Source organism: Halorientalis brevis, assembly GCF_023077655.1.
In genome coordinates this window covers 20,132-33,789 of record NZ_JALLGV010000008.1, presented here as the reverse complement: position 1 = coordinate 33,789, position 13,658 = coordinate 20,132, and the positions used below count along the sequence as shown (strand labels likewise).

General features: G+C 66.2%; 20 protein-coding genes and 1 tRNA gene. 10 read left to right on the top strand and 11 right to left on the bottom strand.

Going from position 1 to position 13,658, the window contains the following annotated elements:
• Nucleotides 1-14: 14 nt before the first annotated feature.
• Nucleotides 15-1,247, top strand: coding sequence for an MBL fold metallo-hydrolase (locus MU553_RS18040; RefSeq protein WP_247380238.1), 1,233 nt, complete (start codon nucleotides 15-17; stop codon nucleotides 1,245-1,247).
• 21 nt (nucleotides 1,248-1,268) lie between these two features.
• On the opposite strand, the gene MU553_RS18035 is transcribed toward MU553_RS18040, so the two are convergent.
• Nucleotides 1,269-2,117, bottom strand: a complete 849-nt coding sequence (locus MU553_RS18035; protein WP_247380236.1) for a universal stress protein — start codon at nucleotides 2,115-2,117, stop codon at nucleotides 1,269-1,271.
• 197 nt (nucleotides 2,118-2,314) lie between these two features.
• Nucleotides 2,315-2,671, bottom strand: coding sequence for a hypothetical protein (locus tag MU553_RS18030; protein WP_247380234.1), 357 nt, complete (start codon nucleotides 2,669-2,671; stop codon nucleotides 2,315-2,317).
• A 146-nt stretch (nucleotides 2,672-2,817) separates the two neighbouring features.
• Here MU553_RS18030 and MU553_RS18025 point away from each other — a divergent pair, with 146 nt between their 5' ends.
• From MU553_RS18025 to MU553_RS18010, 4 genes are read left to right on the top strand one after another with little or no spacing between them, the layout of a single operon-like run.
• Nucleotides 2,818-3,123 carry a cupin domain-containing protein gene (locus MU553_RS18025; protein ID WP_247380231.1) on the top strand — a complete coding sequence of 102 codons (306 nt, stop codon included), beginning with the start codon at nucleotides 2,818-2,820 and terminating at the stop codon, nucleotides 3,121-3,123.
• A 60-nt stretch (nucleotides 3,124-3,183) separates the two neighbouring features.
• Nucleotides 3,184-3,867, top strand: a complete 684-nt coding sequence (locus MU553_RS18020) for a haloacid dehalogenase type II (RefSeq protein WP_247380229.1) — start codon at nucleotides 3,184-3,186, stop codon at nucleotides 3,865-3,867.
• A 49-nt stretch (nucleotides 3,868-3,916) separates the two neighbouring features.
• A complete protein-coding gene (locus tag MU553_RS18015; protein ID WP_247380224.1) occupies nucleotides 3,917-4,165 on the top strand; it encodes a glutaredoxin family protein in 249 nt (82 codons plus the stop codon).
• A gap of 30 nt (nucleotides 4,166-4,195) precedes the next feature.
• A complete protein-coding gene (locus MU553_RS18010; protein ID WP_247380221.1) occupies nucleotides 4,196-4,624 on the top strand; it encodes a DUF6069 family protein in 429 nt (142 codons plus the stop codon).
• Here the strand turns inward: MU553_RS18010 and MU553_RS18005 are convergent.
• The 5 genes from MU553_RS18005 to MU553_RS17985 form a co-directional block, all read right to left on the bottom strand.
• Nucleotides 4,621-4,824 (bottom strand): hypothetical protein, encoded by a 204-nt coding sequence (locus tag MU553_RS18005; protein ID WP_247380219.1) that lies wholly within the window; start codon nucleotides 4,822-4,824, stop codon nucleotides 4,621-4,623. The two genes, MU553_RS18010 and MU553_RS18005, sit on opposite strands and share 4 nt — an antisense overlap.
• Nucleotides 4,825-4,961: 137 nt before the next feature.
• Nucleotides 4,962-5,921 (bottom strand): oxidoreductase, encoded by a 960-nt coding sequence (locus MU553_RS18000; protein ID WP_247380216.1) that lies wholly within the window; start codon nucleotides 5,919-5,921, stop codon nucleotides 4,962-4,964.
• A gap of 111 nt (nucleotides 5,922-6,032) precedes the next feature.
• On the bottom strand, nucleotides 6,033-6,905 hold the full coding sequence (locus MU553_RS17995; RefSeq protein ID WP_247380213.1) for a hypothetical protein: 873 nt from the start codon (nucleotides 6,903-6,905) through the stop codon (nucleotides 6,033-6,035).
• A gap of 182 nt (nucleotides 6,906-7,087) precedes the next feature.
• Complete coding sequence (locus tag MU553_RS17990; protein WP_247380210.1) at nucleotides 7,088-7,387, bottom strand: CPCC family cysteine-rich protein; 300 nt, start codon at nucleotides 7,385-7,387, stop codon at nucleotides 7,088-7,090.
• Between the two features lie 58 nt (nucleotides 7,388-7,445).
• Nucleotides 7,446-7,730, bottom strand: a complete 285-nt coding sequence (locus MU553_RS17985) for a DUF6360 family protein (RefSeq protein WP_247380207.1) — start codon at nucleotides 7,728-7,730, stop codon at nucleotides 7,446-7,448.
• A gap of 100 nt (nucleotides 7,731-7,830) precedes the next feature.
• Here MU553_RS17985 and MU553_RS17980 point away from each other — a divergent pair, with 100 nt between their 5' ends.
• Nucleotides 7,831-8,253, top strand: coding sequence for a universal stress protein (locus MU553_RS17980; protein ID WP_247380204.1), 423 nt, complete (start codon nucleotides 7,831-7,833; stop codon nucleotides 8,251-8,253).
• A gap of 29 nt (nucleotides 8,254-8,282) precedes the next feature.
• Here the strand turns inward: MU553_RS17980 and MU553_RS17975 are convergent, their stop codons facing one another.
• Nucleotides 8,283-10,049 carry a nitrite/sulfite reductase gene (locus tag MU553_RS17975; protein WP_247380201.1) on the bottom strand — a complete coding sequence of 589 codons (1,767 nt, stop codon included), beginning with the start codon at nucleotides 10,047-10,049 and terminating at the stop codon, nucleotides 8,283-8,285.
• A gap of 85 nt (nucleotides 10,050-10,134) precedes the next feature.
• Nucleotides 10,135-10,473, bottom strand: coding sequence for a DUF8134 family protein (locus MU553_RS17970; RefSeq protein ID WP_247380198.1), 339 nt, complete (start codon nucleotides 10,471-10,473; stop codon nucleotides 10,135-10,137).
• A 325-nt stretch (nucleotides 10,474-10,798) separates the two neighbouring features.
• On the opposite strand from MU553_RS17970, the gene MU553_RS17965 reads away from it, so the two are divergent.
• From MU553_RS17965 to MU553_RS17955, 3 genes are all read left to right on the top strand, one after another.
• Nucleotides 10,799-10,972 carry a hypothetical protein gene (locus MU553_RS17965; RefSeq protein ID WP_247380195.1) on the top strand — a complete coding sequence of 58 codons (174 nt, stop codon included), beginning with the start codon at nucleotides 10,799-10,801 and terminating at the stop codon, nucleotides 10,970-10,972.
• 53 nt (nucleotides 10,973-11,025) lie between these two features.
• Complete coding sequence (locus MU553_RS17960) at nucleotides 11,026-11,706, top strand: DUF7119 family protein (protein ID WP_247380193.1); 681 nt, start codon at nucleotides 11,026-11,028, stop codon at nucleotides 11,704-11,706.
• Nucleotides 11,707-11,740: 34 nt separating this feature from the next.
• Nucleotides 11,741-11,814 (top strand) — tRNA-Lys (locus tag MU553_RS17955).
• Nucleotides 11,815-11,937: 123 nt separating this feature from the next.
• On the opposite strand, the gene MU553_RS17950 is transcribed toward MU553_RS17955, so the two are convergent.
• Together MU553_RS17950 and MU553_RS17945 are read right to left on the bottom strand one after the other, a co-directional pair.
• Nucleotides 11,938-12,144 carry a hypothetical protein gene (locus MU553_RS17950; RefSeq protein WP_247380191.1) on the bottom strand — a complete coding sequence of 69 codons (207 nt, stop codon included), beginning with the start codon at nucleotides 12,142-12,144 and terminating at the stop codon, nucleotides 11,938-11,940.
• 8 nt (nucleotides 12,145-12,152) lie between these two features.
• Nucleotides 12,153-13,139: a prohibitin family protein gene (locus MU553_RS17945; protein WP_247380189.1), complete on the bottom strand. Its 987-nt coding sequence runs from the start codon at nucleotides 13,137-13,139 to the stop codon at nucleotides 12,153-12,155.
• A 222-nt stretch (nucleotides 13,140-13,361) separates the two neighbouring features.
• Between MU553_RS17945 and MU553_RS17940 the strand changes: the two genes are divergently transcribed.
• Entirely contained in the window at nucleotides 13,362-13,577 is a 216-nt protein-coding gene (locus MU553_RS17940; RefSeq protein ID WP_247380187.1) for a DUF8123 family protein, read from the top strand.
• The last annotated feature ends 81 nt before the right edge of the window (nucleotides 13,578-13,658 follow it).

Here is a 13,658-nt window from a genome sequence, read left to right as displayed (position 1 = left end):
GCTACCGATCGCTAATGGACGTCGAGTTCCTCGGTGGCGCCCGCGAGGTCGGCCGGAGTGCCATCCTCGTCAACGACTCCCTCCTCCTGGATTACGGGATGGCCCCCGAGAACCCGCCGCAGTACCCCGTCGGCGACGTCGACCCCGAGGCCGTCGTCGTCTCCCACGGCCACCTCGACCACGCGGGCGCGCTCCCCACGCTCGTCTCGGGCCAGTCCCGCCCCGAGATCCACTGGACGCCGCCAACCCGGGACCTGACCCGAGTGCTCGCGCGCGACACGCTCAAACTCCACGGCGGCACGCCCCAGTGTCCGTTCACCGAGAACGACCTCATGCGACTCTCGGAGGTCTCGACCACGCACGGCTACCGGGAGACGTTCGCGGCCGCCGGCCACGAGATCACCTTCTACAACGCGGGCCACATTCCGGGCAGTGCGCACGTGCTCGTGGACGACGGGGAGACCCGCCTGTTCTACACCGCGGACTTCCACACCGACGATCAGCGACTGGTTGCGGGAAGCACCGCCCGCCCCGACGCCGACGTCGTCGTCTGCGAGTCGACGTACGCCGACGTGGAGCACGACGACCGCGCGGCCGTCGAGGAGCGGTTCACCCAGAGCGTTCGATCGACGGTCTGGGAGGGCGGCACCGTCGTCGTCCCCGCGTTCGCGATCGGACGGACCCAGGAGATGCTCATGGTGTGTGCCGCCCACGACGTCGACTGCTACGTCGACGGGATGGGGAAGGAGGTCACCCGACTGGTTCGTCAGTATCCGGACTTTCTCCGGGACGCCGACGCGCTCAAGCGGGCGAAATCGAACGCCCGCTTCGTCACCGGCCGCGACGGCCAGCGCAGGCGCATCGCGGCCGACAACACGGTCATCGTCACGACCTCGGGGATGCTCTCGGGCGGCCCCGCGATGACGTACGTTCCCGAGATCAGGACGCTCCCGGTCAACAAGATCGCGTTCACCGGCTACCAGGTCGAGGGGACGCCCGGACGAGAACTCATAGAGACCGGCAGTGCCGAAATCGACGGCCGCGTGATGCCCGTCAGCGCCCAGGTCGAACGCTACGACTTCTCGGCCCACGCCGACCACGACGGCCTGCGCGCGTTCCTGGCGAGTTACGAGGACGCAGAAATTCTGGTGAACCACGGCGACGACTGCGAGGGGTTCGCCACCGAACTCCGAGACGACCGGTACGACGCGCGCGCACCGGACCTGGGTGCCAACGTCGAGTGTTGACCCCGGTGCCGGGGACCGACGTCAGCGCACTCGCGACGGCGGCACCAACAGGACGTTGCTGTCGGCGCGGGCAGTCACCGTCTCAGAGACGCTCCCGAGCAACAGCCGCCGCATCGGGCTCTGTCCGCGCGAACCCATGAGAATCGTCGTCGGGTCGAACTCGTCCTCTGCCGCCAGGATCTCGTCGGCGGCGACGCCCTCGCGGACGCTCGTCTGCGCGTCGATCCCCATCTCGCTCAATTTGGCCGCCAGTTCGTCGAGCCGTTCCTGCGGGTCGGCGGCGCCCTCGGCGTTCGGCCGGCGCTCCGGCGGCGCCACGTGGACCAACAGCGCCTCCTCGGTCGCGGTCTTGAGGTTGTGGAACTGGTCGAACGCGTGGTCTGCGTTCTCGGAAAAGTCCGTCGCGTACAAGATCCGTTTGAACAGGTGTTCGTTCGCGACCTCGTGTTCGTCGTCGGCTTCGACGATTCGCTGGACCAGCAGCGGCCGGACGGCCGTCCGGGCCACGTTCCGCACGGTGCCGCCGATGAACCGCTGCTTGAGCGGGCTCTTCCCCCGGGACCCGACGATGATGAGGTCCGCGTTGACCCGGTCGGCCAGCCCGTTGATCCGACGGTGGGGCGTCCCTCGCATCACGTGGGTCTCGACCGTGAACCCCTCCTCCTCCAGGTGTTCTTTCTGTCGTTCCATCCCTCGTTTCGTCTGTTTCCCGAGGTTGTTCCCCGGAATCCCGGTGGTGACGTTCGGACTGGTGACGGTGATCAGGTCGATCTCGTCGATCCCGTAGCGACCGAGACACTCCAGGCACGGCTGAGAGGTGATCGCCGCCTCGATCGCGTCCGACAAGTCGGTGGCTAAGACTGCGCGCATACCCGATGCTACGGAGCGGAGGGGCATTAGTATTGCCACGATTTCCCAATATCATACAATGGACTGGAGCGTCGAGCTGAGCACGTCAGCGGCGGTCAGACGCCGACGGGTCAGTACCCCGGGGCTCGTGAGACGCCGGGGGTGAGCGAGAAGAGTCGGTGACGAGAACGGCCAGGTGCGGCAGCGAACGGTTCCGATCAGTTGCCGTCGCCGAACGTGAAGCCCCCGTCCTCGTCGGCACTGGCGCCGGCCGACTGGTCGGACGGGCTGGCAGACCCATCGGGAGTGGACGCGACGGGCGTGCTACTGCGGACCGCGAAGGCGAGTCCGATGACGACCAGGAGGGTCGCGAGCAACACGACGTCGCCGTTGTTCGCGACGAGCATCTTCATCTCGAACTCGGTCGGAGCACCGAGGAGCGTGTCCAGCACGTGCGGCTTGAGGAGAGCCAGGTACAGCCCCAGCCCGACGACTTCGAGTCCGACCACGGCGACGACGGCCGTGACGAGTCGGAGCAGCAGCCGGACCGGTAACGATCGGTCAGCAGCCGTCACAGTTCCCACTCCCCCGGACAGACGTGTTCCCCACCATCGTGTACCGGTACAATTCGGTTCGACCGGCTTAATTGTACCCCACAGCGACAGAAAGAAGAACGATCGCGGGCGCAACAGCAATCCAGCGGGAACCCGAACGACCGGCCATGAAGCGAACGCGACTGGCGACCGACCGCTGGTTCGACGTCCTCGCCGAGACAGACACCGCCCAGGCGGCCGCGATGACGCTCTCGCCCGGCCAGTCCACGGGTGGGCCGACGAACGCCCACCGGGACAGCGATCAGTGGCTGTTCGTCGTCTCGGGGTCGGGTCACGCCACCGTGGACGGACGAGACGTGGCACTCGAGCGGGGAGACCTGCTCTGCATCGAAGCCGGCGAAACACACGAGATCGAAAACGACGGCACCGACCCCTTGGAGACGCTGAATCTGTACGTACCGCCCGAGTACTGAGGCGGGCGCTGGGTGAGCCAACCGGTGGGAGTTTACTGCCTGCCCACCGTGCGGGCCCGTATGGCGTTCGACCCCGATCGCGTCACGACAGTCACGTTCGATTCCTACAGCACGCTGGTCGACGTCGATGCCGTCGAACGCGCGCTCGCCGACCGCGTCGACGACCCGGAACCGGTGTCCGCTCACTGGCGGACCCGCTCGCTCGAATACACGATGGTGGCGAACCACCTCGACGAGTACGAGCCGTTCTACGAGGTCAATCGCAAGGCGCTCCAGCACGCGCTCGACGTCGAGGGAATCGACCTCGATCCCGAGACGCGGGACGAGATCCTGGCCGCCTACCACGAACTCGACGTCTTCGAGGACGTCCGGGACGGCATCGACGGACTCACCGAGGCCGGCTACGACTGCTACGTGCTCTCGAACGGGAACCCCGAGATGCTCGAGTCGATGGTCGACCACTGCGGAATCGACGACCTGCTCACCGGCGTCATCAGCGCCGACGAGCTGCAGACGTTCAAACCGAGCGTCGAACTGTACGAGCACGCCGCGGAGCGGACCGGAACGCCGGTCGACGAGATCGCCCACGTGAGCGCCCTCTGGTTCGACGTCCAGGGCGCACAGCACGCCGGTATGCAGGGCGTCCGGCTCGACAGGAAAGGCGACCCCTGGGAGCGATTCGGTCCGGCTCCCGACCTCACCGTCGAGACGATCGACGAGTTGCACGCGGCGCTCGACGGCTGACCGGTCGACTGCGCGACATTGATACTCGTGGCGGTCCGAGTCCCCGCCAATGCCGGCCGTCACAGTCTACTCTCGCGAGAACTGCCACCTCTGCGACGAGGCACTCGAGACGATCCGCGCCGTGGCCGAGGACGTGTCGACACCGGTCGACGTCGAGGTCGTGGACGTCGACGAGGACCCGGCGCTCCGCGAGGAGTACGGCGAGCGCGTCCCGTACGTGCTCGTCGACGACCGACCGAAATTCAAGTACCGCGTCGACGCCGACGAACTCCGAACGGCGCTGACCGAGCGCAACTAACTATTTCTGGCTCGCTGGTCCAACTATGGTATGGACGCACAAACCGAGACCGGTGACGTTTCCTCGACGGCTGGTGTCGGGAGCCTCGCGCGCCGCGGCGGAATCGCACTGGGACTCGCAGTACTGGTCAACGTCGCGATCGTGGTCGCGGCCGACGCTGCAGGCGTCGCGCCGACTCTGGACCCGCTCTCGACCGGGCCGGTCGTCCTGTTCACCGCCCTCGGCGTCGTCGGGGCGACGGTCGTTTACGGCGTGCTGGCGCGGTTCCGGGCCGAGCCCGACCGGCTGTTCACCGGCATCGCGGCGGTCGTCCTCGTGCTGTCGCTGATCCCGGACGTAACCTACGCGCCCACGCTTCCCGGTGCGACCACGCTCGGCGTCACGGTCCTCGCGATCATGCACGTCACGGCCGCGCTCGTGGCAGTCGCGGTGCTGACCGATCTGGTGTCCTGGCCCTAGGCGCTCTCCGGTTCGAACCAGCCCTCGGGGTGTTCGAACTCGAACTCCAGCCAGCCACCGGTGTACGTGATCGCGCCCCGCTCTCGCTCCTCGGGGTCGCGGTCGATGCGGTAGCCGTGGAGTCTGGCCTCCCCCTCGCGCAGTTCAGCCGCAACCTGTTCGAGTTCCGCCGCGAGGTAGTCCGTCCGGTCGCGCTGCATGCCCGCAGGGTACAACGTCCTGCGTGAAAGGTCCCCGTTCGGCTGCGCCGACACTCATACGGTTTGCTGTAACTGTTTACCGCTCCGACCGCCCGCCTTCGGACGGTCGATACGGAAATGACTTACAGCAGTCCGTATCAGTCCAGCGGCGTCGCCGCTTCCTTGAGCCCGAACGAGACCCCAGTCAACTCCTCGGACCGCGTCCAGAGGCGGCGAGCGCGGTCGCGGTCACGCGCCTCGCGACTGGCGGTGTCCGGCGCCGGCGAGCCGCGCATGTTCATGAACCCGCTCGGTCCCACGTACTCGCCGCTGGCGATGTCGGACGCCGTCGCGGCGTACAGCATCGGGAGCGCGCCCTGCTCGGCGTCCTGTGCGAGGAGCGCGTTGGCCGCTTTCATCAGCCAGAGCCGAAGCGTGGACCCGGCCTGTTCGGGACCGCGCCGCTGGAGGTTCGTGTCGGCGTAGCCGGGGTGACAGCCGAGGCTCATGACGTTCTCGACGCCGGCGTGGGTCAGTCGCGTGTCGAGCTCGAAGGCAAAGAGGAGGTTCGCCAGCTTGCTCTGGGCGTAGGCGTCCCACTTGTCGTACTCGTCCTCGTGCTGCAGGTCGCTAAAGTCGACGTCGCCGCGCTCGTGGAGCCCGCTGCTCTGAGTGACGACCCGGGAGTAGCTCGGCGTCTCGATGAGGACGTCGATGAGGTGGCCGGTCAGCGCGAAGTGGCCGAGGTGGTTGACGCCGAACTGCATCTCGAAGCCGTCGGCCGTCTCCTGGCGTGGAATCGCCATCACCCCGGCGTTGTTACAGAGGACGTGCAACTCGTCGTAGTCGGCGAGGAAGTCGTCGGCGAACGATTCGACCGACGAGAGGGCCGCCAGGTCCAGTTCCCGCACGTCGAGTTCGGCGCGGTGGATCGTGCCCCTGATCTCGTCGGCGGCGCTCTCGCCGCGCTCGGTGCTCCGGCAGGCTACCACGACGGTCGCGCCGCTGGCCGCGAACTGTTTGGTGGCCTCGAACCCGAGTCCGCTGTTCGCGCCGGTCACGATCACCGTCTTCCCGGTCAGATCTGGGAGGTCCGCTGCCGTCCACGCGTCGCTCATGCCCCTGTGTTCGTCGTCCCCCCACAGAAAGCCACCGGCGGCTCACCGCCAGCCGACCGTGCCGACCCTGTGGAACCGCTCAGTGGACGCGAACCGGACTACCGGCTCCTGTCAGCCCGGTGCCTCCGTCTCGTTCCCGGCTGGCGCCCCGGTTTCGTTCCCGGCGGCCTGCTCGGACCGCTGGTAGACCATCGCGTCCGCCGAGAGGGTCCCGATCGTGGCGTTCTCGACCGTGATCTGCCCGATAGTGGCCTGGTCGGCCGCGGCCGCGTCACCTGCCGCGGGTGCCATCCCGCCGCCGGTCTCGTTTGCCTCACCGGCCGTCTCGTTGGCAGCCGTCTCGTTGCCGGCCATCTCGCCCGGTTCGACCTCCTCGACCTGCGCGACGTCGAGCTGGTCGACGGTGAGCTGGCTCACGTCGACGCTCCCGACGCGCAGGTCGGGCTGGACGGCAGTTTCGTTGCCGGCCTGCTCATCGCCGCCGAAGAGTCCGCGGATGCGGTCGATGATCCCGCTGATGATCCCGCCGCCGCCGTCGGACACGTTCGACTGCTGGACGACGAGGTGGTCGACGGTCATCTCTCCGATGACCGCACTGCTGACGTTCCCGACGTTCGAGCCGACTTCGGCGTCGCCGGCCGCGCTGATCCCCGTCGCCGACGCATCGTCGAGCGAGAGGTTCCGGAAGTGGACGTTCCGGAGGACGATCGGCCCCTCGCCCTCAGCGCCGAGCGTCTCGTTCAGTTGGCCGTCAGTCTGGTTCTGGACCGTCATCCGGTCGATCCGGAGGACTCTGATCGTCACGTTCTCGACCGTCGAGTCGTTCAACTGGAGCGTCTGTACCTGCGCGTTCCTGACCACGACCGTCTCGGCGTCGGCTGCCCCCGTCTCCGTGCCGTCAGTCGTCGCGCTGGCCGCCATCGCCGGACCCGAGACGGCGACGACCGCGACGACCAGTACCGCAGTTAGTGCGTGCCGTGTCATCAGCCCGTACATCCACAGAGACAGGAATAAATCGGGGAAACCGTTTACCGGGCTCACACTATCCTACCCGTGACCAGCCGACTCGTAACGGTGGCCTTCCTGCCACCACGCGAGACTGTCGTCGGAAGCGTTTCGAATACGCCGCGATGAACAGCCCGAAAGTCGGGCGTACGCCGTCGGCCTCACTCCTCGGGGTACGGCCAGTTGGGGTCTCGATCCTCGTCGTCGGCTGGCTCGCGCGTGTCCGGGACGGCGTCGGGCGTGCAGGCCCCGTGCGCTTCGAAGTTGGCGCGGGCGTCGCTGAGCGAGACGTGGTTGGTGTCGCCGACGTAGGACAGGTTGTGGAACTGGACCGGGTCGTCGATCCAGTCACACACCGGGCAGACCTCGTAGGACCCCGGTTGATCCTCCGGCAGCGTCTGATAGCCACAGCAGGGACAAAATCCCAGTTCACGTGACGCCGGATTCCCTGCGGGCTCCATCGATAGCACGGGGTTCGATGCCGACCCACATAGTTGGTAGGGGTATTTCCCCGGCTCGTCACTCGGACTGTGCGCCCTCGACTTGCTGGGCGTACTCCTCCAGTTCCGAGGCGAGTTCGCGCGCCTCTGTTGCCGACAGCGTGACGTGATCGGCGTGGGGTCGAAGCTCCGAGAGTTGCGTGTTGTCCATCTCCAGTTGGAGTTCCACGTGGTCGGGGTTCTTCCTCGGCGCGGTGACGTTCAGCACTGCGGGTGCCTCCTCCTCGAAGTCGTGGCCCTCGACGCGGCCGTCGAGCAGGTCGAAGGTGGTGTACGCGGTGACGCGCAGGATGCGATCGGCCATATCGACGGTTGGTCCGACCGGATCATAAATCACGAGCCTGTGACGGCGACGCCGCCGCGAAAGGACGGTTCGTATATACTGCGGCGCTCGTATCGGGGATATGGTATTTCTCGTTCCGTACGACGGCTCGGAACTGTCGAAAGCCGCGCTCGAACGGGCTACCGATTTCGCGAGCGACGAGGAGATCATCGCACTGACGGTCATTCCGTCGGGGCGACACTACGCCGAGATGAAGGGGTGGACCGACGAGACGGTCGCGGCCGACGACGTGCAGTCCCGACTCGAAGCGGAGGTCGCCGACATCGCGCCCCAGGCGACGTTCGAGGTCGTCCGCACGGAGTCACGGCCGCCGTCGGCGAAGATCGCCAAGATCATCCGCCGGAAAGCGATCGCACACGACGCCTCCGTCGTGTTCCTCGGCAGTGCGCACGCGGGCCGGCGCACGTCGCCGGTGTCGAGCATCGGCCCCGGCGTCGTCTCGGACGAGAGCTACGACGTCTATCTGGCGCGCACGCGGAACTGACGATCGGACCGTTACGGTCGAGCCGCGGCTCAGTCGTCGGAGGAAGCCAGCGACTGGCCCTGGCCGTCGGTCGGTGCGGGCGAGGCGCCCATGTCGTCGTCGTCAGCGTAGGGGTACCACGTCGTCTTCGTGTTGTGCATATACGGGTCCTCGTAGTCGGTCTCTTCCGGTTCGACCAGTTCGGCCAGCGTCTCCTCGTCGCGCGCCTCGACGAACTGCCGGAACGTCTCGTCGTCGGCTCTCCTGTCCGTGAACTGCTCGACGAGGTTCCTGATGGCGCCGGGCACCTCGTCGGCAGGGACGCGCATCTCGACCCAGTCGGCAAAGCGCGGGTCCTCGCCGAGGCCGCCGCCGAGCCCGATGTCGAGCGCCTCGACCGGTTCGCCGTCCTTGCGGGTCTTCATGCCTCGCAGGGAGACGTCGGCGATCTGGGGCTGGGCACAGGAGGCGGTACAGCCCGAGAGGTGGATGTGGAAGTCCTCGTGGTCCTCGGGGAGGTCGACGTTCGCTTCGAGCCAGCGGGCGTAGCGCACCTGCCGGTTCTTCGTCTCGACGATCGAGAGCGAACAGAACTCCGTCCCGGTGCAGGCGATGGAGCCGCGTTTGAACGGGCTCGGGTCCGGAGAGTACTCGTCGAGGAGCGGTTCGTCCAGCAGGGCGTCGAGGTCCGCCTCGGGGACGTCCGTGACGATGACGTTCTGGCGCTGGGTCAGGCGCACCTCGCCGGAGCCGTACTCGTCGGCGAGGTCGGCCAGTTCCAGCACGTCGTCGGCACCCATCCGCCCGACGAGGACGTTGAGGCCGACGTAGTAGTTGCCGTCGACCTGCTCGTGGACGCCGACGTGGTCGTCGTGGCCGACCTGCTTGCCCGTGTTGTAGGTGTACTGGTCGCGCATGTCCTCGCCCGCAGTGGGGAGTTCGAAGTCGACGAACTCCGCCTGGAGGACCTCGCGCAGCTTCTCGGGCCCCCACTCGTCGACGAGGAACTTGATTCGGGCGTTAAAGCGGTCCTCGCGGTCGCCGTACTCGCGGAACAGGGCGGACAGGCCGGCGGCGACGTCGGTCGTCTGCTCCGGGGGCACCCAGACGTCGACGTCGCGGGCGAAGCGTTCCTCCTTGCGGGAGAGGCCGCCGCCGACGCGGACGTTGAAGCCGAGTTCGCCGTCCTTCTCGGCGGGCTCGAAGGCCAGGTCGTTGATGTCGCCCTGGCCACAGCCCTCGTCACACCCGGTGACCGAGACCTTCCACTTCCGGGGGAGGTTCGCGTAGTCGTCGTTGCCTTTGAACGTCTCGTTGAGTTCCTGGGCGACGGGCCAGGCGTCGACGTGTTCGTGTTTGTCCTTGCCGGCGACGGGACAGCCGACGATGTTGCGCCAGGAGTCACCGCAGGCCTGCTGGGTAGAGAGACCGACAGATTCCAGCCGCTCGAAGATCTCCGGGATGTCCTCCAGTTTGATCCAGTGGAGCTGGATCGACTGGCGGGTCGTCCAGTCACAGTAGGCGTCGCCGAACTCGGGGTTCTCGGCGGGGCCGGTCGCGTACTCCTTTGCGACCTCGCCGATGACCTCCAGCTGGCCCGGCTCGATGACCCCGTTTGGCGTCCCGATGCGCATCATGAAGTACGATTCCTGGCCCGAGCGCTGGTGGTACAGGCCCCACCATTTGAACCGCTCGAACCACGCGTCGTGCTCGTCTTCTGGGATCGAGTCCCAGCCCTCCTCCGCGAACCGCATGAGGTGCTCACGGATCTCGTTTCCGTACACCTCCGATTTCCACTTCTCGACCTTGGTCGGCATATCCACTGCCTAGGCGGACACACATATACCACCGCGCTCACCGTCAATGCTCCCCACCTCTGCAGGATAGCGGACGACATTGCCGCTATTCGGGCGTGGCCAGCCTGGTGCGTTTCCGTGGAACGTGAACGCTCTCGGGAACGACGCCGTAGAACTGGCCGTCTTCGGGGTCGATGACGCGGCCGACGGGCAGCCAGTCGGTGACGCCGTCGGTGCCACACTGGATGCACTGCCCGGCGAACCTGGCCTCGACGTCCGGCCAGTCGACGCCGACCTCGACGACGCCCTCGGCGAGGAAGTCCGCCAACTCGCAGTCACAGAACTCGTGGCGCGCCAACAGCCACAGGTCACTGACGTTGACCTCCCGGGAGTCGTTGACGCTAATCCAGGCACCGTCGTCGAGTTGGTGAACGTCAGTGGACATTCGCTTTTGGTACGGAGCCAGCGCACCTGAGTGATTCGACCCGGACAAAACTCGCCGGGGACGTCTGTCGTTGCCCGCACGCACCGACCTGACGGGCCACGACACCCGTTCAGCCGAGCGCTCCACAGCGTCAGAGATAGGTCGCACTCGTTGCCGGTAAACGGGAGTACGGGTAGGGATTGTAGTCGAACGCGGCCTTATGATAGTGGGGTGGATACAGAGGAGTGATGAGTGAAAGAGACGGTGCCTCCGACGGTTTCCGCCAGCAGTTCACGGCGGACGGTGCACCGGCACTTTCAAAACCAGACACGGAGCTGGGAAATCGATGAGTGAGCAACTATCAGACCACGACGACACGGACGCGACGACAGACCATCCCGCCGACGAACCCGAGGTTTCGACGGACCACCTCGACGACATGGACGACGGGTGTGGCTGTGCCGAGGTGTGGGAACACCTGTCGGAGAACCGGGATGGCAACGCCAGTGGCGACGACTGAGTCGGACGCCACCGACAGGAATCTTTTAGGTGCCGTCCACGTAGCACTCAGCAATGACTGACCGGCCGGACGAGGGGCTGCCCACCGACCGCGAGTCACCAGTGGGCCGACCGGTCATCCGCGGCGACCCGACGCTGACTGGCGAGCACGCGGAGCGAGCCGTCGCCTTCGACCCCGACGATCCCGAGAGCCTCGAACAGGCCGCCCAGACCGTCGCGAAGTTCTCGCAGAACACCGCCGGCGCCGACGACAACGTCTACATGCTCCGGGGTGCCGCCGCCTGTGCCGCGCTCGTTCGGGGCGAAGGCTCCTACAAAGCCGCGGCCGAACGCGCCGGCGGTGACGCCACCGTCGCATTCATCCGGAAGTGGTCCCGCGTTCACGACCTCCCGCGGTCGATCCGCCGCCACGTCGCCATGGGCGAGATCGCCCCGACGGCCGCAAAGCACGTCGCTCGCGTCAGCGGCGAGGCCAGGCTCCTTCTCGCGTGGGCCATCCTCGACCACGACATGACCGTCCGGCAGGTCCGATCGGTCGCCAGCGCGATCAACGACGGCACCGACGTCGAGCGCGCGCTCGCCGCCGAAGGCATCCCCCTGGGCGAGATCACGCTCAGGATCGACCGGCGCGTCTACTGCGAACTCCGCAGACAAGCCGCACTCGACGGGAAAGACCCCGGCGAGATGGTCGCCGAAGCGCTGTCGGGGTATCTCGATAGCCGACAGCAATCGTAACTGTTTACCTTCCCACTCCCGCAGGATTTGGTGAGGGCCGGTAGCTCAGTTAGGGAGAGCGTCTGGCTTTTAACCAGACGGTCGGGGGTTCAACTCCCTCCCGGCCCGTGCAACTAATCGCCGAGCGACAGCGAGGCGATTCGTGAACCGACAGGAAGGAGTTGAACCACGCGAGACGAGTGAAACGAGTCTCGCAATCGGGTTCAACTCCCTCCCGGCCCGCGATTTTGATTACTCCGTCTCTTCCTCTCGATCCCGACGGCACTCGCTGTCCTCGGTGGCGTACTCCATCACGGCGTCGTAGTCGCGTCGTTCTCTGGCCATCCGGCGTTCGTGTTCCCGCTGGGCCTCGCGCTCGAAATACAGGTACGTGAAGTACGAGGCCGCGACGATGACGGCGGCGATGGCGACCAGGAGCAGCGTCAGTTTCACGACCATCGTGGATGCTACGGGGCCGACGCGTTGACCGCGGAGCCGTTCGTGGTGTTGACCGAGAAGTCGCCGCCGCCGATACCGCTCGGAATGTCGCTCTCGTCGATGTCGGAGGCGTTGGCGTTCACGTTCAGGTACGTCGGGAGGCCGCCCTCGCCCATCGGGATGTAGACCGTGTTCGAGCTGTCGAGCGACTGGGTGTAGAGGTACGCGAGGACCTCCGAGGAGAGCGACTGGGAGACGATGTAGTTCGACCGCGCGGTCGCGTTGGCTTTGATGAGTCGCTCGCGGGCGTTCGCCCGAGCGCGGATGATCTGGCGCTGAGCCTGGAGTTCCTGCTGGCGGACCCGCTGTTGTTCGCGCTGGACCTCCTGTTTGGCGATTTCTTTCTGGTTGAGCGATTCCTGGTAGGCGTCCGGAATCGCGACGTTCCTGATGAAGACGTCCTGGAGGACGATCGGTTCGTCGTCGACTCGTTTTCGCAGCGACTCCGTGGCCGCTTGTTCGAGTTGCTGGCGGCCGCTAGACGTGAAAATGTTGCTCGACTGGATCGAGCCGCCGACGTCTCGAACCGAACTCCGGACGGTCTGGCGGATCAATCGCTGTTCGACCTGCTCGACGTTGTTCCACTCCTCGACGAACTGGGAGGCGTTCTCGGCTTCGATGTTGTACTGGACCGCGACGTCGACGCGGAACGTCGTCCCGTTGATCGACTGGACCTCGATCGCGTCCCGTTTGTTCGCCTTGTTCCCTTCGCCCGTCGAGTCGACCATGGTGTAGGTTCGGGGCCGCACCTCGACGTTCTGGACCGACTGCTGGACCGGCATGATGAGGTGAGCGCCTGGGCTGGCCTGCGCACCGCTGACCGCGCCCCAGTTCTTGTACACCCCGACGTGACCTTCGGGGACCTGGTGATACCCACCGGCCACGATCCCGAGGCCGACGAGGACGATCAATACGCCTGCGACGCCTTTCGCAATGACTGCTGGATCTTGTTGCATAGTTCTCTCGTACTCGCGTCAGTCGTGCGTGAAACTCCCGGCGGAAGCCCGCGACGCTCCGCGTCCGCGGTGGAGGGCGCTGACACGATAGCGGTATGACACGCTCGTCGGCACGTTCAGGTAACTGTTTCGTCACGTCGTCGCCGGACAGTCGACGGGGCGTCAGGAGCGCGCTCGCTTCGAACCGGACGATTTACCACTCAGAATGCAAAGATGGGGAACATGGACCTACTCGGGTTTACAGACAAACTGGAGGTGCTGGGGCTCCTCGTCGGCGCGTTCCTGGTGCTGGTGGGACTGGGGACGCTGTCGGGGCTCCCCTGGGAGACAGCAGCGAGTACGATGGCGGGCGTCACGCAGGTGATCGGCGCGATCGTCGTGATCGGCATCGGCGCCGCCCTGGCGTGGATCGCCCGGAGTGGCGGCAACCCAGCCTGACTGACACGGTAGTTTTCTCGCGGTGAATTAGAGGACACGTTCGACAGCCGCAGGACTCGAATCCATGGGTGATCGACGGCT

Coding starts and splice junctions, on each gene's coding strand:
- MU553_RS17980 (WP_247380204.1), top strand. CDS start 7,831: ATGGTATTTCTCGTTCCGTACGACGGCTCGGAACTGTCGAAAGCCGCG.
- MU553_RS17990 (WP_247380210.1), bottom strand. CDS start 7,387: ATGGAGCCCGCAGGGAATCCGGCGTCACGTGAACTGGGATTTTGTCCC.
- MU553_RS18010 (WP_247380221.1), top strand. CDS start 4,196: ATGGACGCACAAACCGAGACCGGTGACGTTTCCTCGACGGCTGGTGTC.
- MU553_RS17970 (WP_247380198.1), bottom strand. CDS start 10,473: ATGTCCACTGACGTTCACCAACTCGACGACGGTGCCTGGATTAGCGTC.
- MU553_RS17940 (WP_247380187.1), top strand. CDS start 13,362: ATGGACCTACTCGGGTTTACAGACAAACTGGAGGTGCTGGGGCTCCTC.
- MU553_RS17985 (WP_247380207.1), bottom strand. CDS start 7,730: ATGGCCGATCGCATCCTGCGCGTCACCGCGTACACCACCTTCGACCTG.
- MU553_RS17950 (WP_247380191.1), bottom strand. CDS start 12,144: ATGGTCGTGAAACTGACGCTGCTCCTGGTCGCCATCGCCGCCGTCATC.
- MU553_RS18025 (WP_247380231.1), top strand. CDS start 2,818: ATGAAGCGAACGCGACTGGCGACCGACCGCTGGTTCGACGTCCTCGCC.
- MU553_RS18015 (WP_247380224.1), top strand. CDS start 3,917: ATGCCGGCCGTCACAGTCTACTCTCGCGAGAACTGCCACCTCTGCGAC.
- MU553_RS18000 (WP_247380216.1), bottom strand. CDS start 5,921: ATGAGCGACGCGTGGACGGCAGCGGACCTCCCAGATCTGACCGGGAAG.
- MU553_RS17945 (WP_247380189.1), bottom strand. CDS start 13,139: ATGCAACAAGATCCAGCAGTCATTGCGAAAGGCGTCGCAGGCGTATTG.
- MU553_RS18020 (WP_247380229.1), top strand. CDS start 3,184: ATGGCGTTCGACCCCGATCGCGTCACGACAGTCACGTTCGATTCCTAC.
- MU553_RS17995 (WP_247380213.1), bottom strand. CDS start 6,905: ATGACACGGCACGCACTAACTGCGGTACTGGTCGTCGCGGTCGTCGCC.
- MU553_RS18005 (WP_247380219.1), bottom strand. CDS start 4,824: ATGCAGCGCGACCGGACGGACTACCTCGCGGCGGAACTCGAACAGGTT.
- MU553_RS18040 (WP_247380238.1), top strand. CDS start 15: ATGGACGTCGAGTTCCTCGGTGGCGCCCGCGAGGTCGGCCGGAGTGCC.
- MU553_RS17965 (WP_247380195.1), top strand. CDS start 10,799: ATGAGTGAGCAACTATCAGACCACGACGACACGGACGCGACGACAGAC.
- MU553_RS17975 (WP_247380201.1), bottom strand. CDS start 10,049: ATGCCGACCAAGGTCGAGAAGTGGAAATCGGAGGTGTACGGAAACGAG.
- MU553_RS17960 (WP_247380193.1), top strand. CDS start 11,026: ATGACTGACCGGCCGGACGAGGGGCTGCCCACCGACCGCGAGTCACCA.
- MU553_RS18035 (WP_247380236.1), bottom strand. CDS start 2,117: ATGCGCGCAGTCTTAGCCACCGACTTGTCGGACGCGATCGAGGCGGCG.